Origin of the sequence: Arsenophonus sp. aPb (genome assembly GCF_029873475.1) — a bacterium.
In the GTDB taxonomy this organism is placed as follows: domain Bacteria; phylum Pseudomonadota; class Gammaproteobacteria; order Enterobacterales; family Enterobacteriaceae; genus Arsenophonus.
Map to the genome: position 1 here is coordinate 973,753 of NZ_CP123499.1, position 25,232 is coordinate 998,984.

The window sequence follows — 25,232 nt, forward strand, 5'->3', positions numbered from 1 at the left end:
ATATTACTGATCTTCTTCTGGAGATACATTCGTATCGGGCGTTTGTGATGTCGTTTTTTTACCAAGCAATACATAATCAAAAATATTGCGAACAAGATCGCCAACAGCCGGCCCGGCACCACCATTTTCCAGAATAATAGCAACGGAAACGGTTGGATTTTGGTAAGGGGCGAATCCAATCATTAATTTATGATCACGCAGGTGCTCAGCCAATTTACTCGCATTGTAGGTTTCATAACTGAATACCTGTGCCGTACCTGATTTGACAGCGGCTTTATAGGGTGTATTAGCAAAACTTCTCCGTGCTGTACCGTTTGGTGCATTAGCAACACCATACATACCTTCTTTAGCTAATTCCCAAAAGCCTGAATGAATATCGCCGATTTGGATATAATCTTTCTGTTCATAGGGTAGCATAGCGTTACCTAATTTAGTGCCATAAAGCAGGTGGGGAATTTTAACTACGCCGTCATTAATTAATGTCATTAATACTTTTGCCATTTGGATTGGGGTTGTGGTCCAATAACCTTGGCCAATGCCTACTGGAATAGTGTCTCCTTGATACCAAGGTTTTTTGTAACGTTTTTGTTTCCATTCACGCGTTGGCATAATGCCAGAACGTTCTTCCGCAAGATCAATGCCGGTATAGTGACCATAGCCAAATTTCTGCATCCAATCGGAGATACGATCGATACCCATATCATAAGCAACCTGATAGAAAAAGGTGTCGGCTGATTCGATAATGGCTCTAACAACACTTAATCTACCATGTCCCCATCGTTTCCAATCCCGATAACGTTTTTCGGAATTTGGTAACTGCCACCATCCTGGATCAAAAATAGCGGAGTTAGGCGTGATAACATTTTCACTTAATGCGGCAACGGCAATAAACGGTTTAACGGTAGAGGCGGGTGGATATAATCCCTGGGTCGTTCTATTAATGAGTGGGCGATCGGGATTATTTAATAAAGCTTGGTAGTCCTTATTAGAGATACCATTAACAAATAGATTAGGGTCATAGCTGGGGGTAGAGACCAGAGCCAGTACTTCTCCGTTGCGGGGATCGGTGACAACAACGGCAGCTCGGCTGGTGGTTAGCAACTTTTCGATCTCAATTTGTAAATTGAGATCGATAGTGAGATAAATATCTTTGCCAGCTTGAGGTGGTTGTTCATGAAGTTGACGTATAACTTTTCCCCGACTATTTACTTCAACTTCTTCATAGCCGGTTTTGCCATGTAAATTATTTTCGTAATACCGTTCTATACCTAATTTACCAATATCATGGGTATCAGTGTAATTTTTTAGTAGACCGTCACTTTCTAGACGTTCTATATCCTTATCATTAATTTTGGCAACATAACCGATAACATGCGTTAGCGCGGAGCCATAAGGATAATAACGGCGTTGGTAACCTTTGACCTCAATCCCCGGGAACCGGTATTGATTAACAGCAAAACGTGCAACTTGTACTTCATCTAGTGAGGTTTTCAATGGGATAGAGGTAAAGCGACGTGAGCGTTTACGCTCTTTTTTGAAGTTTGCAATGTCGTCGTCAGTGAGATCAACTACATCACGCAATTGTGCTAACATCTCTGTTAAATTAGTTACTTTTTCAGGAATGACCTCTAATTGATAAAATGTTCTATTTAACGCGAGAGGAATACCATTTCTATCGTAAATAATACCTCTACTTGGTGGAACAGGCACCAGTTTTATCCGATTATCGTTGGAGCGAGTTTGGTAATCTTCATGGCGAACCACTTGTAGATGATAAAGATTGGCAATTAAAATACTGACTAATATTACAATGATAATAAAAGCTATTAACGCCCGACGAATGAATAGAGTAGATTCAGCGGTGTAATCGCGAAAAGGGGTGCGCTTCTTTTTTTTTGTTTCTTTCTTCGCATTCACACTCATAACCTACATAAATATGTTATTCCCGATGGTAAGGATGATTTGTTGTAATGCTCCAGGCCCGGTAAAGGCTTTCAACAACAAATATTCGAACTAAAGGATGAGGCATAGTTAAGGATGACAGTGACCAACTTTGCTCTGCTGCTGCTTTACAGGCAGGAGCAAGACCTTCTGGGCCACCAATTAGAAAGCTAATATTACGTCCATCTTGTTTCCATTGATTTAATTGTGCGGCAAGTTGTTGAGTTGTCCAGCTTGTGCCTGGTATATCCAGGGTAATTATGCGGTTACCTTTGCCTACAGCAGCCAGCATTTGTTCTCCTTCTTTCTCGATGATACGTTTGATATCGGCATTTTTCCCGCGTTTTCCCGCTGGGATCTCAATGAGTTCAAAAGCCATATCTTTTGGAAAACGATGAAGATAATCTTGAAAACCTGTTTGGATCCAGTCAACCATTTTGCTACCAACCGCAATCAGTTGTAATTTCAAATTCAACTCCAGAGTTTTTCAAGTTCATACATACGGCGACTATCTTCTTGCATGATATGAACAATTGCATCGCCTAAGTCAACAACGATCCAATCCGAAACACCTTGTCCTTCAACGCCAAGAGGAATTACTCCTGTCTTACGACATGCTTCAATTAATTTGTCGGAAACTGATGTCAGATGGCGATTAGATGTTCCAGTACAGATTATCATGCAATCAGTAATGCTAGATTTTCCACTTACATCAATAGTGACAATATCTTGCGCTTTGGTATCGACCAGTTGGTCGATAATAAATTGTTGGAGTTCAGTTCCTTGCAAAGGTTCACCTTTCATTTCAAGTTAAATAAAAAATATTAATGTTTTATTTTATTCAGTTATAAAATTTTGTTGAAAGAAACAAGCATAAGATAATCTATATTTTAATCTAATTTTTGGTAAAACCAGTTGAATATTTATAATTAGTTTTAGGATAAATTATCGGAAATTATGCCTTATTTTCAACAGTAGTATAAAAAGCGCCAAGATAGTACCAATCACCTTATATACTCACAATAGTTTAAGGTAATTTTTGTCAATTTTTTATATTTATTGATTAATTATGCGCAATTTTGATAAAGATGATGTTTATCAATATAGCGCAAAACTGCGGGTGGCAATATATCTTTACAACTTTTTCTATCACGTTTTCGTTCACGAATTTCAGTTGCGGAAATATTTAATAACGGAGTATCAGCCAGATATATGGCACCACAGGGTTTATGGCTGAGTATTTCCGGATCATTCACTTGATGGTGTGTTAGCCATTGTTGCATTGGTGAAGTTGGAAAATAAGTGGGATAGCCTGGACGGGCGCAAACTAATAAATGACAAAGATCTAGAATTTTTTGCCAATCAAACCAGGTATCGATCGACAGTAGTGAATCTTGTCCGATAATAAAAGCTAAAGGTTTTTGCCAACCAATTTGTTGCCGGAAAGAGAGTAATGTTTCAACGGTATAGGAGGGGGTTGTACGTTTAAGTTCACGGGTATCAATACTAAATAGTGGATTATTTTTGATCGCTAATTTTATCATCGTCAGTCTTTGTCGAACGGTTGCTTCAGGTTGTGGGCGATGAGGTGGCACATGATTAGGAAGTAAAACAACCTGTTGTAAACCAACTTGTTTAGCTAGTGCTTCAACAGGAAGTAAATGACCATAATGTATCGGATCAAAGGTACCACCAAATAGTGCTTGAATAGATGGAAAATTAGCTGTTTGTTTAGTTTGTTGAGTCATTAATAAAACTCTCGGGCAGTGATTTACCGCACAATAGCATAGATAAAGTTTCTAATTTTGGCCAAATTGAGTGACCATAATCTTGTTTTAAATGTAATTCAGCTTGGGTAATTAACTCTATTGCATGCTGTAGTTCGTGAAGTGGTAAGCGTTGTAGTGCAGCATTAATGAGAGGGCGGCGGGCTTGCCAAATTCTATGCTGATCAAATAATTTTTTTAAATCTTTATCGTTACTTTGTTGTTTTAATGTTAAAAGCAATATGAGCTCACGTTGAATTATACGTAATAGAATCACTGCTTCATAATCTTCGCGTTGTAATTGTTGCAAGATATGCCAACTGCGTTTAATTTTGCCGGCAAGTAGCGCATCAACCCAATGATAAGGTGTAAAATTAACGGCATTATTTACTGCTTCTTTGACACGAGGTAAGGTGAGATTACCGTCAGGATATAATAGTGATATACGTTCAAGCGCTTGATTAAGAGCCAGTAAGTTGCCTTCATAGCTGTAGCAAAGAAGCTGATTAGCTTGTTTATCTAAGGTAACAGACATCGCTTTTGCTCGTTGCGTTACCCATTGAGTCAGTCTGGACTGTTCAGGTGTTAGACAATTAATATAGACTCCATCTTGGCCTATTTTTTTGTACCAGGCACTATTCTCTTGTGCTTTAGTTAATTTGCCGCCGCGTAATATAAGTAATAAATCAGGATGTAATAATTCAGCCAACTTAAGCAGCTTTTCTGCTATGACGGCGGTGGGACCACTTTCAGGCAATATCAAGATAAGGATTTGTCGGCTAGCAAACAGGCTAAGCGATTGACTCAGACGATAAATAGTATCCCAGTCGGTGCTTGTATCTAACGAATAGCTATAGCGTTCAGTAAAACCTTGCTGCTTGGCAACTTGACAAATTTTGTCCACGCTTTCTTGTGCTAAAAAAGGGTCATTGCCAAAAATCAGGTAACAAGCTCGCAGCTTATCAGCAAGCTGCGAAGTGAGTTGTTCCGGATAAAGACGGATCATTCTGAATCTTCCGCTCGCGCTTTTTCAACAGCAACGGATTGTTCAGGTTCATTTTGAATAGAGCTATGAACGATCAGTAATTTACGAATTAACTGACGAGCAGCTTGTTCACGCATTTCTTGTTTAACAAGTTCGTTTTCGGCGTCTTTTGCCAGTGTTTCTAACGGATTATCAAAGAAAGCGCGCTCGACACGGGTTTTGATTGGGTAAACAGTGCCGTTGGGTAGGATAATTTGCGCGCTGACCCAAAAATTTAACTGTTTTTCTGCACTTTTACCATCTTGGTAGATGGAAACGGTTGTGGTGTTTTCAGATGAACCAACAATTTTTAAAATTGGCACATTCTGCAAATTTTCATCAATTAAGTTGACATTATTTAGGCGTAATTGCTGTCTAATTGCGCGCGCCAGCGGGCCGTATGGATCGCCGCTACTTAATCTTAATGTTTTTAGTTCTTCAGGTACTTGCGTCGTACCTTGTAAGCGAAATCCACAACCAGCCGTGATCAACACGGCTAAGCTTAGAAATAAGGTAATTAAATAACGCACATCTTCTCCTTATTAAATTAGCCAACAACAAGGTTTAACAGCTTGCCTGGCACATAAATTACCTTACGGATGTTCATACCTTCAAGATATTTTGCTACACCATATTCTTGCATTGCCAAAGCTAAAACAGAATCTTGTGATGCATTGATATCGACAGTAATACGTCCACGAACTTTACCATTGACTTGAATAATGATTAATTTAGTATCGTCTATTTTGGCTTGTTCGTCAGCAACCGGCCAAGGCGCATTATCGATATCTTCCTGGTGACCCAGTGCTTTCCACATCATAAAGCAGGCATGAGGAATAATAGGTGACAGCATCCGCACGATAGCCTCTAAAGATTCTTGGAGTAACGCACGATCCTGCTCACTGTCATGAGAGGCACGCGTCAGTTTATTCATGAATTCCATAATAGCGGCAATCGCAGTATTAAATGCATAACGGCGGCCGATATCATCAGTCACTTTAGCGATGGTTTTATGTAGCTCACGCCGAAGGTTTTTCTGCTCTGGCGTGAGGCTGCTGCTATCTAATGGCGCTGTTTTACCTTTTTGTGTATGTTCAAAAACGGTGCGCCAGAGACGACGAACAAAACGATTAGCACCTTCTACACTGGATTCTTGCCATTCTAAAGTTAGTTCCGGTGGAGCGGCAAACATCATAAATAGGCGGACCGTATCAGCTCCATATTTTTCTACCATTAATTGTGGATCGATGCCGTTATTTTTTGATTTGGACATTTTACTCATTCCGGTATAGAAGAGTTGATGTCCATGTTGATCGATTGCTTTGACAATCTTACCTTTTTCATCGCGTTCAACCGTTGTATCAACGGGTGACACCCAAACTCGTTGTCCATTTTCACCTAAGTAATAAAAAGCATCTGCTAATACCATTCCTTGACATAACAGGCGTTTAGCCGGCTCATCTGAATTTACTAAGCCAGCATCTCGCATTAATTTATGGAAAAAACGAAAGTACAATAGATGCATAATGGCATGCTCAATACCACCGATATATTGATCAACGGGCAACCAATAATTGGCCGCGGCCGGATCTAGCATTCCTTGGTCATAATTAGGACAGGTATAACGAGCATAATACCAGGATGACTCCATAAAGGTATCAAAGGTATCGGTTTCACGTAATGCCGCATGACCATTGATGTCGGTTTTGGCCCATTGTGGATCGGCTTTGATTGGACTTGTGATCCCATTCATCACGACATCTTCAGGTAAGATGACGGGTAGTTGTTCTTCTGGTACTGGCATAACAGAGCCGTCTTCCATGGTTACCATTGGGATGGGGGCTCCCCAATAACGTTGGCGAGAAACGCCCCAGTCACGCAGACGATAATTAACTTTGCGTTGAGCAGCACCTTGTGCAACCAGTTTATCCGCAATCGCATTGCCGCCTGTTTGGTTATCCATACCACTAAATTCACCTGAATTGATTAGTGCATTTTTTTCAGTCAGCGGACCCGTTTTTAGATCAGGGATCTGGCCTTCATTATCAGCAATAACTGCTTTAATCGGTAAATGATATTTGGTTGCAAATTCCCAGTCACGTTGATCATGTCCTGGAACCGCCATTACTGCCCCTGTACCATATTCCATTAACACAAAATTGGCTATCCAGATCGGAATTTTTTCATTAGTTAGTGGGTGAATTGCGAACAAATTGGTGGCGATACCTTTTTTCTCCATGGTTGCCATTTCTGCTTCAGCAACTTTGGTATTGCGACATTCATCAATAAAAGCGCTAAGTTTAGCATTTTCTTCTGCCGCGTCTTTTGCTAGCGGATGAGTAGCTGCAATAGCGAGATAAGTCACTCCCATAAAAGTATCAGGCCGAGTAGTATAAACAGTTAGTTTTTCATCCTTGTCTGCCAGAGCAAAGGTAATTTCAACCCCTTCTGAGCGGCCGATCCAGTTACGTTGCATGGTTTTAACTTGTTCTGGCCAGCCATCGAGTTTATCTAAATCATTGAGAAGCTCTTCAGCATATGCGGTAATTTTTATGAACCATTGAGGAATTTCTTTACGCTCGACAGGGGTATCGCAACGCCAGCAGCAACCATCAATAACTTGCTCGTTAGCTAAGACCGTTAAATCATTTGGACACCAGTTAACAGCGGAGGTTTTCTTATAAACCAAACCTTTCTCATAAAGCTTTGTAAAAAACCATTGCTCCCAACGATAATACTCCGGGGTACAAGTTGTGACTTCTCGACTCCAGTCATAACCAAATCCGAGCATTTTTAATTGATTTTTCATGTACTCAATATTGGCATAAGTCCATGGTGCTGGCGCAGTATTATTTTTTACCGCAGCTCCTTCTGCTGGTAAACCAAAAGCATCCCAGCCGATAGGTTGCAGAACATTTTTGCCTAGCATGCGTTGATAACGTGAGATAACATCACCAATAGTATAGTTGCGAACATGCCCCATATGTAGTTGACCAGATGGGTAAGGTAACATTGACAGGCAATAGTATTTTTCTTTGTTATTATCTTCTATTACTTTAAATGTTTGTTTTTCTTCCCAATGACGTTGTACGTATTGTTCTATCTCTTCTGGTCGATATTGTTCTTGCATGACACCGTTGTTCCTATGGCGAAAATGCGGCATTGGCCGCGAATAAAACTGTGAATTTTAGATCTGCATAGAATAGCGGATAATTGGCCCTAACAACAACTATTGATGAATATTTAATGGACAGGCAAAATTAAATTTATATATGCAAAAGTTGTTTAGTTTCAAAGAGTAGTATTTTAGATTATCCGTCTAGCCGGAATTAGACTCTATTTTAATATTATTATTTAGCTGATTGGGCGACGGTTTTGGTCACCCAATTACGGATAGTTGGATTAATGTATGATCTTAGCAAGAAATTCTTTAGCGCGTTCTGATTTCGGCGCAGTAAAGAAATCGTCTTTATTGCTATCCTCAATTATTTTTCCTTCGTTCATAAAAATCATTCGATGAGCAACTTTTTTAGCGAATCCCATTTCGTGAGTAACGACTATCATGGTCATTCCTTCTTTAGCAAGCTTTATCATCACATCAAGTACTTCGTTGATCATTTCGGGATCTAATGCGGAGGTTGGTTCGTCAAATAGCATCGCAATGGGATCCATACAGAGTGCTCTAGTAATGGCAACACGCTGCTGTTGCCCACCTGATAATTGGGCTGGAAATTTATTGGTGTGGTTAGCTAATCCAACTCGCTCTAATAATTTTAAGGCAGTGCTTTCAGCGGTTTTTTTATCTCTGTTTAAGACTTTTATTTGTGCTAGTGTTAAATTCTCAATAATTGATAGATGAGGAAAGAGTTCAAAATGTTGAAATACCATACCTACTTTTGACCGCAATTTAGCTAAATCGGTCTTTTTGTCATTAACATGAATATTATCAATATATATTTCACCACTTTGAATTGGCTCTAAACCATTAATGGTTTTTATTAATGTTGATTTACCTGAACCAGAGGGGCCACAGATAACGACAACTTCCCCCTTTTTGACATCCATCGAACAATCAGAAAGCACCTGAAACTGTCCATACCATTTAGAAACATTTTTTAAAGAAATCATTAATAGTCCTTTTTCAGATAACTGACCAGCATAAATCTAAATAAACCAATAAAAAATCAAATTTTTCAACAAATAATAAATTATTATAATAAAAGAGAACATTAATTTAATGATAAATATTAATAAGCAAGATAAAACCGTATCATCGGTGGTTTAATCCATGATGATAATTAATATATGCTAAATTAGTTAATCTTCTTTTCGCTTAATAAAGCATGCCCATATAAGAAATAGAGTCACCAAGGCCCACATAGGCCAGTTACTCCAACGTGCATAAGGTGTAAGACCCGATGTTGGTGTTACCTCGGTATTTAATACTGAGCGAGTAAATTGAGGAAGTTCTGCCTGAATATCTCCATCGGCTGTGATCACTGCCGTAACACCGTTATTAGTGGCTCGCAATAGTGGTCGGCCAAGCTCAAGCGCACGCATGCGCGCCATTTGAAAGTGTTGCCATGGGCCGATAGAATGGCCAAACCAGGCATCATTTGAAACTGTTAATAGAAAATCGGTATTTGATTTAAAGTTATCCCTAACTTGGCTACCTAAAATAATTTCATAGCAGATAGCGGCAGTTAAATGAATATTGCCAGCAGTTAATTGCTGTTGCTCATAATTACCACGACTAAAACCTGACATTGGTAAATTGAATAAAGGGGCAATGGGTCGAAGAATATTTTCTAATGGCACAAATTCACCAAAAGGCACTAGGTGGTGTTTTTGATAACGGTTACTGGTTGGATATTGATAAGGTTTATTTTCTCCCAGCACAATAATACTATTAAAAAAATCACTTACGCCTTGTTTGCTTGGTTTGGCATCAACAATGCCAGTAATTAAGCGAGTATTTTGTAAGCGTAGTAGTTTATCTAATGAGGTTAGCCAAATGTTATTATCTAATTCGATCGAGGGTATAGCCGATTCGGGCCAAATAATGATATTAGCGTTGCCAAAATAAGGTCTGGAGAGATCAAGGTAGGTGCTAATGGTTTGTTCGAGAAATCCTGGTTGCCATTTTAAGCTTTGCGGAATGTTACCTTGAACTAAAACAATTTGTGATTTTTTTTCTGCATCCGGTGTAAACCAGTGATAATTTTTAATTACTAACGGTAAAAATAATAAGATCACGGCCGTGATTAGCGGAATAACTCGGCGTTTTACGCAAGCAAAAACCAAACAACTACTAATAATCAGCATTAGCAAAGTTATCATCTCAACGCCAAATATCGGTGCAATGCCTTTGAGTGGCCCATCGATTTGACTATAACCAAATTGCAACCAAGGAAAACCAGTTAATATCCAGCCACGTAAATATTCAGTTATTTGCCATATTGCTGGCGCGGCAAAAATAAAGCGTGCAATATTAAGGTTTGGAAAGAATCGATTGAGTAGATAAGCAAATAGCGCGGGATAGAATGATAAATAAGCTGCCAGTAAGATGACTAAAAAGACATTAACCAGCAATGGCATACCGCCAAACTCGGCAATACTCACATAAACCCAGTTAATACCACTGCCAAATAAACCAATACCCCAACAAAATGCTATCAAACCAGCTTGTTTGCTTGAACGATTAACAATTAACAGTTGTAAGCCAAAAAGAGAAAAAAGAGCGGCTAACCAAAAATCAAAAGGTGAAAATGCCAGTGTTCCGCAGAGCCCGAAAATTAACGCGATTAAGGCTCGTAACCACTGACGCTGATAGAGTGGCATTTTTTTCATTAATGCTATTCTTCTACAAGATTTGGGATAGGTGCTTGATCAGGAATTTTTACCTGAACTTGAATGATTTTGCGGCTATCAGCCATGGTAATTTTAAAGATATAACCATCAATTGTGATGATTTCACCTCGGGCAGGCAAATGGCCGAATGCTTGCATCACCAAACCACCAATGGTATCAACTTCTTCATCGTTAAAACGCGTGCCAAATGCTTTGTTGAAATCATCAATTTGGGTTAACGCACGAACAGAGTAAGCATGTTTACTTAGTTGGCGAATATCAATGTCATCTTCATCATCATATTCGTCTTCAATCTCACCAACAATTAATTCAAGAATATCTTCGATGGTAACTAAGCCGGAAACGCCACCAAATTCATCGATGACAATTGCCATGTGATAACGTTGTGAACGGAACTCTTTTAATAATAGATCAACACGTTTACTTTCAGGTACAACAACAGCAGGACGTAATACTTTATCGATATTGAAAGGTTCAGCATCAGTACGCATAAATGGCAGTAAATCTTTCGCCATTAATAGACCTTCAATATGATCTTTATCTTCACTAATTACTGGAAAACGAGAATGTGCTGAGTCGATAATTACATCAAGGCATTCATCTAACGATTGATTTCGTTTTAAGGTTACTATCTGCGAGCGTGGGATCATGATATCCCGAACACGTTCGTCAGAAATATTCATGACACCTTCAAGCATTTCTCTGGTATCAGGATCAATAACATCTTTTTGCTCTGAATCACGAATTAGTTCAACTAAGTCATCACGATTTTTGGGTTCACCGTGAAATAATTGATTTAGGCGCCCGAAAAAACTCTTTTTCGAGTGATGATTGTCATTGTTTGTAGGATGGTCGTCGCTCATGGCGTTTTATTAATATTTCTCTAGGTAGTTAATCGTATCATACATTGTTTAGCATAAAAGTAGCATTATGATTAAGCTTTTTCATGCTGATAGGGATCAGGATAACCTAATTTTTGCATAATTTCAGTTTCTATTGTCTCCATTTCTTCTGCTTCAAAGTCATTTTGATGATCATAGCCTAGTAGATGAAGACAACCATGTATTACCATATGCGCCCAGTGAGCATCTAAGGTTTTGTGTTGTTCAATAGCTTCTTTTTCAACTATTTGACGACAAATAACCAGATCGCCGAGTAAGGGTAATGTAATATTGTCTAATGCCTCAAATGGAAAGGATAGCACATTTGTTGGCTTATCTTTGCCTCGATAAGTCAGATTTAAATATTGGCTTTCTGCGATATCGACAATACGAATTGTAACTTCACTTTCAGCTTGAAATTGTGGCAGAAAAGCCTCAAGCCAATGTTGGAATGTCGTTTCATCGGGTAAGCCATGATGATCGCTACAGGCCAGCTGGAGATCAAGAATAACTGATTGCAAGCTAATATCTCCCTTTTTATAGAGCGCCTGAAGGCTCTTTTTGTTGACGAAGTAACTGTTTGCGTTCTTGTTCTTTTGCTTCCCAATTTTCGTAGGCAATAACCACTTTTGCTACTATAGGATGACGTACTACATCATCACTATGAAAGAAATTAAAGCTAAGTTCTTTAACTTCAGAAAGTACTTCAATTGCATGGCGTAAACCTGATTTATGACCGCGTGGCAGATCAATTTGGGTTACATCTCCAGTGATTACGGTTTTAGAGTTAAACCCAATGCGGGTCAGAAACATTTTCATCTGTTCAATCGTGGTATTCTGGCTTTCATCCAAAATGATAAAAGCATCATTCAGAGTACGACCTCGCATATAGGCTAATGGTGCTACTTCAATCACATTGCGCTCAATCAATTTTTCTACTTTTTCAAAACCAAGCATTTCAAATAAGGCATCATAAAGAGGCCGTAAATAAGGATCAACTTTCTGACTGAGATCACCTGGTAGAAAACCAAGTTTTTCGCCGGCCTCAACAGCGGGGCGAGTAAGTAGAATACGACGTATTTCTTGACGTTCTAAAGCATCAACAGCAGCTGCAACGGCGAGATAGGTTTTACCTGTTCCGGCAGGACCAATGCCGAAAGTGATGTCATGGCTAAGCATATTAGCAATATATTGCGCCTGATTCGACGTGCGTGGTTTGATAATGCCTCGTTTGGTTTTAATGTTGATGAATTTGTTGTAACTACCAACATTTTCAACTGATTGTTCAACAAATTGACTTTCCATGATAGATAGGTGGATTTGTTCAGGGACAATATCAGGGATAATGCCACGTATAGGCGCTGTATCAACATATAGGCGGCGTAAAATATTGCTAGCTGCGTTGATATTAAGTGGTTTGCCAATCAATTTGAAACGGTTATTTCGACGATTGATTTCAATACCGAGTCTGCGCTCCAGCTGCTTTATATTATCATCGAACGGCCCACAGAGGCTGATTAACCGTTGATTATCAGCCGGCTCTAAAAATATTTCGCTAGTGGCAATTTGTGGATTATCTTTTGGGGTCACTGAGTCTCTCTATTTAATATTAAGGTTGGTAATTTGCTACACCAAGATCGTCTTCTTTACGTGTCCGAGCAATAACCGATTCGGGTGATTGTTGGCTCCTTAACGCCATGCTATCTTCAGTTTTCACTACTTTACCGCGCAAAGAATTGGCATAGACATCGACAATTTCGACATCGACAAACTTTCCGATCATATTTTGTGTCCCTTCGAAGTTTACCACCCGATTATTTTCGGCACGGCCAGAAAGTTCCATGATATTTTTACGCGAAGGGCCTTCAACCAGAATACGTTGAATGCTACCCAACATTGTTCGGCTATAATTCATTGCTTGTTGATTAATGCGTTGCTGAAGTAGATAGAGGCGTTGTTTTTTTTCATCTTCACTCACATCGTCAGGCAAATCAGCGGCAGGCGTACCAGGGCGTGGTGAGTAGATAAAACTAAAACTCATATCAAAATTAACATCAGCAATAAGTTGCATGGTTTTTTGAAAATCATCTTCGGTTTCACCAGGAAAACCAACAATGAAATCTGAACTGATGAGGATATCAGGTCGTGCTTTACGTAATTTACGGATAATACTTTTATACTCAAGGGCCGTATGTGATCTTTTCATCATTGTCAAAATACGATCTGAGCCACTTTGAACCGGCAGATGCAAGAAGCTAACAACTTCAGGGGTATCTTCATAGACAGCAATAATATCGTCGGTAAACTCAATCGGATGACTGGTGGTAAAACGGATGCGATCAACGCCATCAATGGCGGCAACCAGACGCAATAATTCTGCAAATGAACAAATGGCACCGTCAAAAGTTGCTCCACGATAGGCATTGACATTTTGACCCAATAAGTGAATTTCACGTACTCCTTGCGCGGCTAATTGTGCGATTTCAAATAACACATCATCACATGGTCGGCTTACCTCCTCACCCCGTGTGTAAGGCACGACACAAAATGAGCAGTATTTATTACAGCCTTCCATAATGGAAACATAAGCGGAAGGGCCTTCTGCTCGTGGTTCCGGTAATCGATCAAATTTTTCAATTTCTGGAAAACTGATGTCGACAATTGGACTACGCGTCCCCTTAACTTGATTGATCATCTCTGGTAGACGATGCAAAGTTTGTGGGCCGAAAATAATGTCAACACTAGGAGCACGTTGACGAATGAAATCCCCTTCCTGTGAAGCGACACAACCACCAACACCAATAATAATATCAGGATTAAGCTCTTTTAGATTTTTCCAGCGCCCTAATTGATGAAATACTTTTTCTTGCGCTTTTTCACGAATTGAGCAGGTATTTAGTAGTAGAATATCGGCTTCTTCGGCAATTTCTGTTAATTGATATCCATGGGTGCTGTTGAGCAGGTCAGCCATTTTCGATGAATCATATTCATTCATTTGGCAACCCCAGGTTTTAATGTATAGTTTTTTATTCGTCAACATTTTGTCTATCCGAAGTTTTCAGCAGCAAAATCTGTCATACTGAAAACATTATGTATTAAATTAGAAAATTTTGATATGTATTGTATTCGTTTGGGGCATCGCTGACCAGTATGTAGAATAGATTATTAGTAAATGACTTAAGAAAAACTAGCCCTACTATTAGATTGATGACTATAGATAGCTAAGTTGATATGAATAGAGTAGATGAAAATTATGACATTGTAGTCGTTGGTGCGGGTATGATAGGCGCAGCCATGGCAATTGGATTAGCCAAAGAAGGTTGGCGGATCCTGTTACTTGAACATACTAAACCGGCACCTTTCGATCCGTTAGAGCAGCCTGATTTACGTGTTTCAGCGCTGAGTTGTACTTCCGTGGATTTACTCAAGCAACTTGGTGTGTGGAATAGTGTTTTAAATATGCGCGTTGCCCCATATCGAAGATTAGAAACATGGGAAGGGGAAAATACACATGTAATGTTTGAAGCAAGCAGTCTGGGTTTACCTGAACTGGGTTATATGGTTGAAAACCGTATTTTGCAATTGGCATTATGGCAACAATTTTCTCAATATCCCAATCTTACCTTGCTATGTCCGGCTAAATTGGCCGCAATGCAGCGTCACCATCAACAGTGGAAAATTACCTTAAATAACAATCAGCAAGTGTTGGCAAATTTAATTATTGCTGCTGATGGTGCTCATTCACAGGTGCGTTCTTTGGCTGGAATTGGTAGTAATGGTTGGCAATATGGTCAATCATGTCTGCTTATTACGGTTAAGATGGAACAACCACAACAGGATATTACTTGGCAACAATTTTTTCCTTCTGGCCCGCGAGCATTTTTGCCTTTATTTGATCATTGGGCCTGTTTGGTTTGGTATGATAAACCTGCCCGAATTAGACAACTGCAAGCTATGTCTTTGGAGCAACTGAAGCAAGAAATTATTTCAGCTTTTCCAGCTCGCCTTGGCTCACTGCAAGTTGTTGCTAAAGGTAGTTTTCCACTGAACCGCCATCACGCTAATCGTTATGTTGACGAGGGGCTAGCGTTGATTGGCGATGCTGCCCATACCATCAACCCACTTGCCGGACAGGGAGTCAATCTCGGTTACCGTGATGTTGATAGTCTATTAAAGGTGTTGATTGATGCCAAGGCGCATTTATTACCTTACTATGATCGAAAAACTTTAGTGATATATCAACAGGATAGAATGCGAGATAATAAATTGATGCAGGCAGGTATGGATGCTATCTATACACTATTTAGTTCCCAGTTAGCGACGGTAAAAGCTGGCCGAAATTTAGCCTTAATGGTGGTACAACAGCTAAGTAGCGTTAAGAAAAAGGTACTTAAATATGCTTTAGGTTTATGAAATAAAGATGGTTGTTATGCTATTTTCTGACTGCTGTGTCGTGACACCTTGTTCTTTAGATAGAGAAGAATGTCAAAATTAATTAAATTGTGAGATGGATCCAAAAACCATCATTTTTGTTATTCTTTTATGAGTCACGTGTTATACTGCTATATAGTTATTTGTTTTTATTCATAAAGTTTATCGTCCTTACTGGTGTTGGCAGTCCAACTTGGCATATGTTTTTGTCTATTTCTATCATATTAAAGTGATCTTAATAGCTATATTTTGATATTTTTTATTTTATGCGTTTGAAGTAAATCGCCGCTGTTTTTCAGCGGCGTTGTTAATTTGGTATCTACCATCTACCATCTATCTGTTATTCTCATATTGTCTCAATATTATCTATCTTCTTTTCTCTAACTATTTATAACGCTACATACTAATTTTTTGCCAGCCTAAGGGACTATCACGATAAATAATAAAAGTAATAGATAGTCATTTTGCGATGATAGGTCACATTGTTTGAATAAATTAACAAGTAATTTTTAATCAAAACTTTTCAGGTGCTTCTATTTTGGAGATTTTTACCCTTAGCGACGTTTAACTAAGCCTTTAGAAGTTATGCTAGTAAAATTATTGTTAATAAAAAATTATTTTTTACATCTAGCTTATTCTTTTTGAATTCTGTTAGGTATTTTTGATTTGTATAATTGATTGAAAATAATGGCTGGGGTACCAGGATTCGAACCTGGGAGTGCCGGAATCAGAATCCGGTGCCTTACCGCTTGGCGATACCCCAATCGGGGATAATTGATATAATAGTTAAAATTTATAATATGGCTGGGGTACCAGGATTCGAACCTGGGAATGCCAGGATCAAAACCTGGTGCCTTACCGCTTGGCGATACCCCAACTGAATAAACGATAAACTAACTAACATCTATAAAGTGGCTGGGGTACCTGGATTCGAACCAGGGTGTGCCAGGATCAAAACCTGGTGCCTTACCGCTTGGCGATACCCCAACAAGATATAAACAATTTTTATAAAGAATGGTGCGGGAGGCGAGACTTGAACTCGCACACCTTGCGGCGCCAGAACCTAAATCTGGTGCGTCTACCAATTTCGCCACTCCCGCAAATTATGGTGGCTACGACGGGAATCGAACCTGTGACCCCAGCATTATGAGTGCTGTGCTCTAACCAGCTGAGCTACGTAGCCATCTTTTTGCACAACCTTTATCGGCGTTGCGGGGCGCATTATGCGTATATCGCCCCGAATCGTCAACAGATTTTTTTACGATTTCCGCAGAAAAATATCTGTTTGTTTGGGTTGTAATCACTTTGTCGATAAAATCGACAAAAAATAACGGTGTTATTGCCAAATAATAATAGCTTGATATGTCAAATATAAAAACTAATTGAGTTAGCTATTTTTGCTAATCAAATAAGCGATGCTTTTTACTTCAATGGTGGTGATAATTTTCATTAACAACCAAACGCATTTATTAATTTATTGAGATAAAATGTGATAGTCATTGAGCTATTTATTAGTGAGCGAAAATGAACAAATTAGCGCAAAATATTGTATCTATGCTGCTACTTTTTAGCGATTAATAATTGCTGTTGTATATTAAAAATTTTTTTAATTAAAAGAAAAATGTGTTATTTGCAGCATAATTTTTTATATTCCCGCTAATAAAAAGCATCGAACGATGTATTACAACGTTATTGCTATTCAAGCAAATGTTGCAAAAGTTCGCCATTTAACATAGCACGTTTAGTTAAGGCGAAAGCGCCAATCGCTGAATTATGTACCAGTTGTGAAGTAACAATCGGTAGATCATTACGAAAATCTTTTAGTGCTTGGGTTTTGATACAGTTTTGCATGGCGGGTAGGAGAACTTTTTCGGCTGCTGTTATTTCTCCTGCAATGACGACTTTTTGCGGATTAAATAGGTTAATAATAATGGCAATTGCTTTACCAAGATGATGACCTACGTGTTTAATTACTTCAATTGCTAACGGATCGTTTTTATTTGCTGCCTGGCAAATTGCTTTAATAGAACAATTATTTGGTTTTAATTGGCTTGGATAATTTTGTTCAAGTTGTTGCCTAATTCTATTTTCAATAGCGCTATTAGCTGCAATTGTTTCCAGACAACCAAAGTTACCGCAATGACACCGTTCTCCTAATGGATCTATTTGTATATGGCCGACTTCACCCAGGTTGTAACGGTTGTTTAATAAAATTTCACCTCCCATAATCACACCAGCTCCAGCGCCATGATGGATGCGTACAAAAATTGAATCGGCGCAATTTTGTGTTGCACCGAAATAATGTTCTGCCAGTGCAAAACTACGAATGTCGTGACCGATAAAACAGGTCATTTTGAAATGCTCTTTCAGATTACGCAGTAACTGCCAGTTATGTACTTTTATATGGGGCATATAATGGACAATTCCTGCTTGTGGATTGACTAAACCAGGTAAAATAACTGAAATAGCAATCAACTCGCGATTAGGGCGTTGATGTTGTTGAATGAAATTTTCAATAGCTGCAATTAAATGATTTTCTATTTCTTGTTGGCCGGTTTCGGGTAATGGTGAATGCGCTTCAGCGAGCATTTTGCCGTTTAAGGCGTAAAGTGCTAATGTACAATCACGACGACCCAATCTCACGCCAATGCTATGAAAAAGGTGATGTTCAGAAATAATTGAAATGGGTCGGCGACCACCAGTGGAGGCTTGTTGGGCGACTTCTTTAATTAAACCGCGCTCAAGTAATTGGCGCGTTATTTTGGTTACACTGGCAGGCGCCAATTGGCTCTGTTCTGAGATCTGAATTCGAGAAATAGGGCCATTTTGATCAATAATTCGATATACTACAGCACTATTTAATTGTTTAACTAAATCAATATTACCAATTTGTTTCAAAATGTAATTGTGACTCATCAGTATATATGCTCGTTACAGTTTGATTTCACGGCCATTAACAATGGTTTTATGGATAATGAAGTCGCGATTAAATACCATAAGATTGGCAACTTTATCTTTTTCTATGCTCCCAAGTTTTTTGTCGACACCAATAGCACGAGCGGGATAAAGTGTGGCCATTCGTAGCGCTTCATCTAATGCAATACCTACATGTTCAACACTATTTTTCACAGCATTTAACATCGTTAACGATGAACCGCTTAATGTACCATTTTTATCAACACATAATCCATCACGATAATATATGGTTTTACCTGCAAAGGTAAAATAATCCATTTCATTGCCATTAGGATCAAGTCCAGCAGGTGCGGTAGCATCTGTTACTAAAATTAATTTATCGCCTTTTAATTGTTTACTATCACGAATATTAGCCCAGTGAACATGTAATCCATCGGCAATAATTCCTGCATATACATTAGGCGTATTATAAATAGCGCCAACTAATCCAGGAGCTCGACCTGAAATAGCAGGCATAGCATTGAAAAGATGAGTTGAGAATTGAATACCGGCCTTGAAACCATTCTGTGCCTCTTCGTAAGTTGCATTGGAATGACCGGCTGAAACAACAATACCTGCTTCAACTAATTGGTGAATATATTTTTCGGCAACGATTTCTGGTGCTAAAGTAATTTTAGTGATCACATCAGCATTTTGACATAAATAGTTGATCATTTCGGCCGAAGGCTTACGAATATATTCGGCATTATGTGTACCTTTTTTGACTGGGTTAATGTAAGGTCCTTCAATATGTAGCCCTAATGCCTGGTTTTTATATTTGGCCAGATAGTCACGCATCGTTTCTATTGCTGTTTTAATCAACGAATCAGGGCTGGTGATCAATGTAGGTAGGAAGCTGGTACAACCATGTCGTTCATTGGCTTTTTGCATAATTTCCAGCGTCTTAATTGAGATATCTGCTAGATTATCATTGAACTGTACACCACCGCAGCCATTAACTTGTAGATCAATAAATCCTGGCGCTAGAATGGCATTTTGTAGATCATGAATTTCAATATCCTGAGGTAATTCTGCTATTGGACAAACGTGTTTTATTTGTTCTTTTTCAATAATAACTGCATGATTGTCCAGTTTTTCATAACCTGTGTAAATAATGCAGTTGGTTAATGCATACATGATGTTTTACTCTTTTGTTATGGACAAAAAATAGGATAATCTATCGAGTTATTAGCCTATTTTTAGTCGATAGTATTAAATTTTACTATCTTAATTTAACTAGCAAATTGATTTATAATGTCAGATTCTAATTGACGGAAATATTTTAAAGTTTTTACTTTTAGCTCAAGGGTTGCTGGTTCATCACAAACCAGCGCTGATTTTGCATGCATTTGTAGGCAGCTAATCGTCCACATATGGTTAATCGAGCCTTCTACCGCAGCTTCAACAGCTAATGCTTTATTGGCACCGGTTGCTAGGACTAAAATTTCTTCAGCATCAAGTAAAGTTCCTACACCAACCGTGACGGCATATTTAGGCACTAGATCAATATTGTTGTCAAAAAAACGGGAATTTGCCTGTCTGGTTTCTGGTGTTAGCGTTTTGATCCGGGTTCGAGAAGATAGCGATGAAGCGGGTTCGTTGAAGGCAATATGGCCATCACTACCAACACCCCCCATAAATAGATGTATTTTACCATAAGACTTGATTTTATCTTCGTAACGTTTACATTCAGCATCAATATCTTTTGCATTACCATCAAGTAAATTAATATTATTTTTCGTGATATCGATATGGTTAAAGAAATTTTCATACATGAAAGTATAATAGCTTTGGGGATGATCTTGCGGGATCCCGACATATTCATCCATATTAAAAGTAACCACATTTTTAAAACTAACTTTACCCGCCTTAAAAAGATTAATCAGCTCATGATAAGTAGCGAGTGGTGTTCCGCCTGTGGGCAGTCCTAATATAAATGGATGTGCAGCCGTTGGATTGAATTGATTAATTTTATTTGCAATATAATTAGCGGAAAAAATACCAACATCTTTTGCAGTTGTTAGAGGAATAAGCCTCATTATTTTTTTACCTCACTTAATTTTGCTGCATATCAGCTATATTTTAATGATTTTATATTATTCTTTGCTATTAATTCAGTTTTTATAACGCAAAGATTGTCTATTTGTTAACGTCTGAAATCTAGTAAAATAAGATATTTTTCACAAAAAAAAAAGATTTTTTGTTTAGCCACTATTTTAATCAAATAACAGAGTGACATTTAGACTTTTATCACAACTTTAGCTGATTTAATTTGTGATGCAAAATAATTAGGTCTAAGTGACTTAATGATAATATATGCAAAAAATTGAATATTTATAATATTTAGCCATAAGAACTCAGCAATGAGGTTATTCAAGGGGAAAACAGAGTGAATGTGTTAAGTTATTTGCAGCGAATAGGTCGTGCTCTTATGGTACCTGTTGCTGTGTTACCTGCCGCTGCGATTTTAATGGGGATTGGTTATTGGATTGATCCTAACGGCTTGGGGGCTAATAGTACCATTGCCGCTTTATTGTTCAAATCAGGTGCGGCAATTATAGATAATATGTCAACCCTGTTTGCAATTGGTGTTGCTTATGGTTTGTCGAAAGATAAAGATGGTTCTGCGGCATTAACCGGTTTTGTTGGTTTTTTAGTGGTAACCACCCTATGTTCTCCGACTGCTTTTTCGATGATCATGGGCGTTGCTAGTGAGCAGGTCCCAGCGGCATTTAGCAAAATTAATAATCAGTTTATCGGGATATTGGTCGGTGTATTGGCTGCGGAACTTTATAATCGCTATAGTGGTGTTGAGTTACCAAAAGCTTTGTCGTTCTTTAGTGGCCGCCGTTTAGTACCTATATTGACTTCTTTTTTGATGATCCTGGTGTCCTTCGTTCTGATGTATGTTTGGCCATTCATTTATAATGTATTAGTGGTGTTTGGTGAAAATATTAAAGATTTGGGTTCATTAGGCGCCGGTATTTATGCTTTTTTTAATCGTCTGTTGATCCCAGTTGGATTACATCATGCATTAAATTCAGTATTTTGGTTTGATGTGGCGGGTATTAATGATATTCCCAACTTTTTGGCGGGAGCTAAATCGTTGGCAGCAGGTATGGCCGAAAAAGGGATTACTGGGCGTTATCAAGCTGGATTTTTCCCCATTATGATGTTTGGTTTACCAGGTGCGGCATTGGCCATTTATCACTGTGCCCGCCCGGAAAATAAAGCAAAAGTAGCGGGTATCATGATGGCAGGTGCTTTCGCCGCCTTTTTTACTGGCATTACTGAGCCACTCGAATTCTCATTCATGTTTGTTGCGCCGATTCTTTATGTCATTCATGCGCTATTAACTGGATTTTCTGTTTATATTGCCGCAGCAATGCACTGGATCTCGGGTTTTGGCTTTAGTGCGGGTTTAGTTGATATGTTACTGCAGAGTCATAATCCATTAGCAGTGCATTGGTATATGTTGATTTTCCAAGGTTTAATTTTCTTTTGTTTGTATTATGTCATATTTCGTTTCGTGATTAATAAATTCAATTTAATGACTCTTGGTCGTGAAATGACAAACGGGGAGCAAGAAGTTGATGATTATGACAAAGATATCACGATCAGTGATAAAGATATTACCCATGAAGCATACCAATATCTTGCGGCGGCGGGTGGAACAGATAATTTAACAGTAATCGATGCTTGTATTACTCGTTTACGTCTAGGCGTTAAAACCGGTGATATTGTTAATGATGATTTGGTAAAAAAATTGGGTGCATCAGGCATTATTCGTTTAAATAAACACAATGTGCAAATTATTGTTGGAACGCGCGCAGAAATGATAGCAGAAGCAATGAAAAGGATTGCTGCAAGAGAGGTTGTTGCACCATCAAATTTTGTTGAGAAAGATAATCGACAATTAGCAGTAAAAGCAAAAAATAAACCTATAGGGCAAACGATTTTAACGCTGGTTGCGCCAGTTAGTGGTGAAATTTATTCCCTTGATGAAGTTCCTGATGAAGCTTTTGCTAGCCGTATTGTCGGTGATGGTTTAGCGATCAAGCCAACCAATGGTGAGGTGTTAGCGCCTGTAGCGGGCAAGATTGTAAAAATTTTTGCTACCAATCATGCCTTCTGTATTGAGACTAATGAAGGTGTTGAAGTGATCGTTCACATGGGTATTGATACTGTGGCATTAAAGGGGCAAGGATGCGAGCGTTTAGTTGTAGAAAATAGTGACGTAAAGGTAGGTCAGCCTATCCTGAAACTAGATCTACCTTACTTAGAGCAGCATGCTAAATCAATGATAAGTCCAATTATTATCAGTAATATTGATGATTATCAGGGATTGACAATAGTGGCAACGGGTGAAGTAATCGCGGGAATAACGCCAATTTATGATATATTGAAGTAATGTGTTTTATTATTATGATTTGATATAATAACCGTAGAATTAATAATGGATAAAAACGGGAAGGGTTATGAACCTCCCGTTTTTCCTTTATGCGCTTTTTATTAATTCAATAAAGCTTAATAATATGTGTTAATAAACGGTTGTTTCTAATTCGGATATCGTAGATGATAAAAGCGTTATTAACATGCTTTTGCATTGAGGAACTATGACAATGAATGAGGCAGATACTCGCCCAACAAATTTCATTCGCCAGATTATTGATGAAGATTTGGCTACAGGTAAACATACTCATGTATATACCCGTTTTCCACCTGAGCCAAATGGTTATTTACATATTGGTCATGCGAAATCAATCTGTCTGAATTTTGGTATTGCTAAGGATTATCAGGGTCAATGCAATTTGCGTTTTGATGATACTAATCCAGTTAAAGAAGATGTTGAATATGTTAACTCTATTCAAGAAGATGTGAAATGGCTAGGCTTTAATTGGAGTGGTAACGTTAAATATTCGTCAGATTATTTTGATGACCTTTATCAATATGCTATTGAGCTGATTAAAAAAGGCTTAGCGTATGTTGATGAATTAAGTCCTGATGCTATTCGAGAATATCGAGGAACTTTAAAGCAGCCGGGTAAAAATAGTCCATATCGTGATCGCAGTATTAAGCAAAATTTGCAGCTCTTTGACAAGATGCGAGCGGGCGGATTTGAAGAGGGTAAGGCCTGTCTGCGCGCTAAAATTGATATGTCATCTCCTTTTATCGTTATGCGTGATCCGGTGTTATATCGAATAAAATATGCCGAGCACCACCAATCAGGTAATAAATGGTGTATTTATCCAATGTATGATTTTACCCATTGTATTTCGGACGCATTAGAGGGGATTACTCACTCACTTTGTACCCTGGAATTTCAGGATAATCGCCGCTTATATGATTGGGTATTAGATAATATTACTATTGATTGTCATCCAAGACAGTATGAGTTTTCACGTCTAAATCTTGCCTATACGGTGATGTCAAAACGTAAACTAAATCAGTTAGTGGCAGAAAATAGGGTTGAAAGCTGGGATGATCCTAGAATGCCAACTATTTCAGGTTTACGTCGTCGTGGCTATACGGCTGCATCAATTCGTGAGTTTTGTCGGCGTATTGGCGTTACCAAGCAAGATAATACGGTTGAAATGGCAGCATTGGAGTCTTGCATTCGTGATGATCTAAATGAAAATGCACCACGAGCCATGGCGGTATTAGATCCGATAAAGTTAGTGATTGAAAATATGTCCGCTGATGAGCAAATGCTGACAATGTATAATCACCCGAATAAACCTGAGATGGGCACCCGTCAAGTACCATTTAGTCGAGAGCTTTATATCGATCGGGCTGATTTTCGTGAAGAAGCTAATCGACAATATAAGCGCTTAGTTTTAGGTAAAGAGGTGCGTTTACGTAATGCTTATATTATACAGGCTAATCGGGTTGATAAAGATGCAGCAGGTAATATTACCACGATTTATTGTACTTATGATGTTGATACATTAAATAAAGATCCTGCCGACGGGCGTAAAGTCAAAGGGGTTATCCATTGGGTAAGTGCATTACATGCGCTGCCAGCAGAAATCAGGTTGTATGATCGCTTATTTACGGTGCCTAATCCGGCCGCAGAAGAGGACTTTTTAGCCGCTATTAATCCAGATTCTTTAGTGATTCGGCATGGGTTTGTTGAGCCAAGTTTAATTACCGCGCAAGCTGGAAAAGCTTATCAGTTTGAACGCGAGGGCTATTTTTGTGCCGATAGCCATGATCATACTGCTGAACAGTTGGTATTTAATCGCACGGTAGGGTTAAGAGATAGTTGGGCAAAAATCGCCAGCTAAGAAATTATATCATTGATAATGACTATAAAAAGCGTGGTTGATAACCATGCTTTTTTTATTAAAAAGAAGAGAGAGT

19 protein-coding genes and 5 tRNA genes are annotated in these 25,232 nt (G+C 38.6%); 3 read left to right on the forward strand and 21 right to left on the reverse strand.

Going from position 1 to position 25,232, the window contains the following annotated elements; all coding sequences use genetic code 11:
• Positions 1–3: 3 nt before the first annotated feature.
• The 13 genes from mrdA to miaB all read right to left on the reverse strand — a co-directional run bounded on the left by mrdA (position 4) and on the right by miaB (position 14,523).
• The gene (mrdA, locus tag QE177_RS04130) at positions 4–1,917 is read right to left on the reverse strand and encodes a peptidoglycan DD-transpeptidase MrdA (RefSeq protein WP_280551449.1); all 1,914 of its coding nucleotides are present in this window, start codon (positions 1,915–1,917) and stop codon (positions 4–6) included.
• A gap of 22 nt (positions 1,918–1,939) precedes the next feature.
• Entirely contained in the window at positions 1,940–2,410 is a 471-nt protein-coding gene (gene rlmH / locus QE177_RS04135) for a 23S rRNA (pseudouridine(1915)-N(3))-methyltransferase RlmH (RefSeq protein WP_280551450.1), read from the reverse strand.
• Between the two features lie 2 nt (positions 2,411–2,412).
• Positions 2,413–2,730 carry a ribosome silencing factor gene (gene rsfS / locus QE177_RS04140; protein ID WP_280551451.1) on the reverse strand — a complete coding sequence of 106 codons (318 nt, stop codon included), beginning with the start codon at positions 2,728–2,730 and terminating at the stop codon, positions 2,413–2,415.
• 278 nt (positions 2,731–3,008) lie between these two features.
• A complete protein-coding gene (gene nadD / locus QE177_RS04145) occupies positions 3,009–3,689 on the reverse strand; it encodes a nicotinate-nucleotide adenylyltransferase (protein ID WP_280551452.1) in 681 nt (226 codons plus the stop codon).
• Positions 3,673–4,713: a DNA polymerase III subunit delta gene (holA, locus tag QE177_RS04150; protein WP_280551453.1), complete on the reverse strand. Its 1,041-nt coding sequence runs from the start codon at positions 4,711–4,713 to the stop codon at positions 3,673–3,675. Before holA ends, nadD begins: the two co-directional genes overlap by 17 nt.
• Positions 4,710–5,261, reverse strand: a complete 552-nt coding sequence (lptE, locus tag QE177_RS04155; protein WP_280551454.1) for an LPS assembly lipoprotein LptE — start codon at positions 5,259–5,261, stop codon at positions 4,710–4,712. The genes holA and lptE overlap by 4 nt, the downstream gene beginning before the upstream one ends.
• A 17-nt stretch (positions 5,262–5,278) precedes the next feature.
• Positions 5,279–7,861 carry a leucine--tRNA ligase gene (gene leuS, locus QE177_RS04160; RefSeq protein ID WP_280551455.1) on the reverse strand — a complete coding sequence of 861 codons (2,583 nt, stop codon included), beginning with the start codon at positions 7,859–7,861 and terminating at the stop codon, positions 5,279–5,281.
• A gap of 272 nt (positions 7,862–8,133) precedes the next feature.
• Positions 8,134–8,859: an amino acid ABC transporter ATP-binding protein gene (locus tag QE177_RS04165; protein ID WP_280551456.1), complete on the reverse strand. Its 726-nt coding sequence runs from the start codon at positions 8,857–8,859 to the stop codon at positions 8,134–8,136.
• Positions 8,860–9,048: 189 nt separating this feature from the next.
• A complete protein-coding gene (gene lnt, locus QE177_RS04170; protein ID WP_348519926.1) occupies positions 9,049–10,572 on the reverse strand; it encodes an apolipoprotein N-acyltransferase in 1,524 nt (507 codons plus the stop codon).
• 14 nt (positions 10,573–10,586) lie between these two features.
• Positions 10,587–11,465 (reverse strand): CNNM family magnesium/cobalt transport protein CorC, encoded by an 879-nt coding sequence (corC, locus tag QE177_RS04175; protein WP_280551458.1) that lies wholly within the window; start codon positions 11,463–11,465, stop codon positions 10,587–10,589.
• 71 nt (positions 11,466–11,536) lie between these two features.
• The gene (ybeY, locus tag QE177_RS04180; protein ID WP_280551459.1) at positions 11,537–12,004 is read right to left on the reverse strand and encodes an rRNA maturation RNase YbeY; all 468 of its coding nucleotides are present in this window, start codon (positions 12,002–12,004) and stop codon (positions 11,537–11,539) included.
• 16 nt (positions 12,005–12,020) lie between these two features.
• A complete protein-coding gene (locus tag QE177_RS04185; protein WP_280551460.1) occupies positions 12,021–13,073 on the reverse strand; it encodes a PhoH family protein in 1,053 nt (350 codons plus the stop codon).
• 19 nt (positions 13,074–13,092) lie between these two features.
• Positions 13,093–14,523, reverse strand: a complete 1,431-nt coding sequence (gene miaB / locus QE177_RS04190) for a tRNA (N6-isopentenyl adenosine(37)-C2)-methylthiotransferase MiaB (RefSeq protein ID WP_280551461.1) — start codon at positions 14,521–14,523, stop codon at positions 13,093–13,095.
• Positions 14,524–14,714: 191 nt separating this feature from the next.
• On the opposite strand from miaB, the gene ubiF reads away from it, so the two are divergent.
• Entirely contained in the window at positions 14,715–15,896 is a 1,182-nt protein-coding gene (gene ubiF, locus QE177_RS04195) for a 3-demethoxyubiquinol 3-hydroxylase (protein WP_280551462.1), read from the forward strand.
• Between the two features lie 706 nt (positions 15,897–16,602).
• On the opposite strand, the gene QE177_RS04200 is transcribed toward ubiF, so the two are convergent.
• The 8 genes from QE177_RS04200 to nagB form a co-directional block, all read right to left on the reverse strand.
• A tRNA-Gln gene (locus QE177_RS04200) sits at positions 16,603–16,677 on the reverse strand.
• Positions 16,678–16,715: 38 nt separating this feature from the next.
• Positions 16,716–16,790: transfer RNA gene (locus QE177_RS04205), tRNA-Gln, on the reverse strand.
• 36 nt (positions 16,791–16,826) lie between these two features.
• Positions 16,827–16,901: transfer RNA gene (locus QE177_RS04210), tRNA-Gln, on the reverse strand.
• Between the two features lie 28 nt (positions 16,902–16,929).
• Positions 16,930–17,014 (reverse strand) — tRNA-Leu (locus QE177_RS04215).
• A 6-nt stretch (positions 17,015–17,020) separates the two neighbouring features.
• Positions 17,021–17,097 (reverse strand) — tRNA-Met (locus QE177_RS04220).
• 512 nt (positions 17,098–17,609) lie between these two features.
• Positions 17,610–18,830, reverse strand: a complete 1,221-nt coding sequence (locus QE177_RS04225) for an ROK family protein (protein WP_280551463.1) — start codon at positions 18,828–18,830, stop codon at positions 17,610–17,612.
• A 15-nt stretch (positions 18,831–18,845) separates the two neighbouring features.
• Positions 18,846–20,006, reverse strand: coding sequence for an N-acetylglucosamine-6-phosphate deacetylase (nagA, locus tag QE177_RS04230; protein ID WP_280551464.1), 1,161 nt, complete (start codon positions 20,004–20,006; stop codon positions 18,846–18,848).
• Between the two features lie 95 nt (positions 20,007–20,101).
• Positions 20,102–20,908 carry a glucosamine-6-phosphate deaminase gene (gene nagB / locus QE177_RS04235; RefSeq protein ID WP_280551465.1) on the reverse strand — a complete coding sequence of 269 codons (807 nt, stop codon included), beginning with the start codon at positions 20,906–20,908 and terminating at the stop codon, positions 20,102–20,104.
• Between the two features lie 350 nt (positions 20,909–21,258).
• On the opposite strand from nagB, the gene nagE reads away from it, so the two are divergent.
• Positions 21,259–23,280, forward strand: a complete 2,022-nt coding sequence (gene nagE, locus QE177_RS04240) for an N-acetylglucosamine-specific PTS transporter subunit IIBC (RefSeq protein ID WP_280551466.1) — start codon at positions 21,259–21,261, stop codon at positions 23,278–23,280.
• 211 nt (positions 23,281–23,491) lie between these two features.
• Positions 23,492–25,156 (forward strand): glutamine--tRNA ligase, encoded by a 1,665-nt coding sequence (gene glnS / locus QE177_RS04245; RefSeq protein WP_280551467.1) that lies wholly within the window; start codon positions 23,492–23,494, stop codon positions 25,154–25,156.
• The last annotated feature ends 76 nt before the right edge of the window (positions 25,157–25,232 follow it).

Excerpts from the sequence above, each read along its gene's own strand:
- QE177_RS04225 (WP_280551463.1), bottom strand. The coding sequence starts at position 18,830 with ATGAGTCACAATTACATTTTGAAACAAATTGGTAATATTGATTTAGTT.
- nagA (WP_280551464.1), bottom strand. The coding sequence starts at position 20,006 with ATGTATGCATTAACCAACTGCATTATTTACACAGGTTATGAAAAACTG.
- leuS (WP_280551455.1), bottom strand. The coding sequence starts at position 7,861 with ATGCAAGAACAATATCGACCAGAAGAGATAGAACAATACGTACAACGT.
- holA (WP_280551453.1), bottom strand. The coding sequence starts at position 4,713 with ATGATCCGTCTTTATCCGGAACAACTCACTTCGCAGCTTGCTGATAAG.
- nadD (WP_280551452.1), bottom strand. The coding sequence starts at position 3,689 with ATGACTCAACAAACTAAACAAACAGCTAATTTTCCATCTATTCAAGCA.
- nagB (WP_280551465.1), bottom strand. The coding sequence starts at position 20,908 with ATGAGGCTTATTCCTCTAACAACTGCAAAAGATGTTGGTATTTTTTCC.
- miaB (WP_280551461.1), bottom strand. The coding sequence starts at position 14,523 with ATGTTGACGAATAAAAAACTATACATTAAAACCTGGGGTTGCCAAATG.
- QE177_RS04165 (WP_280551456.1), bottom strand. The coding sequence starts at position 8,859 with ATGATTTCTTTAAAAAATGTTTCTAAATGGTATGGACAGTTTCAGGTG.
- lnt (WP_348519926.1), bottom strand. The coding sequence starts at position 10,572 with ATGCCACTCTATCAGCGTCAGTGGTTACGAGCCTTAATCGCGTTAATT.
- corC (WP_280551458.1), bottom strand. The coding sequence starts at position 11,465 with ATGAGCGACGACCATCCTACAAACAATGACAATCATCACTCGAAAAAG.
- ubiF (WP_280551462.1), top strand. The coding sequence starts at position 14,715 with ATGAATAGAGTAGATGAAAATTATGACATTGTAGTCGTTGGTGCGGGT.
- glnS (WP_280551467.1), top strand. The coding sequence starts at position 23,492 with ATGAATGAGGCAGATACTCGCCCAACAAATTTCATTCGCCAGATTATT.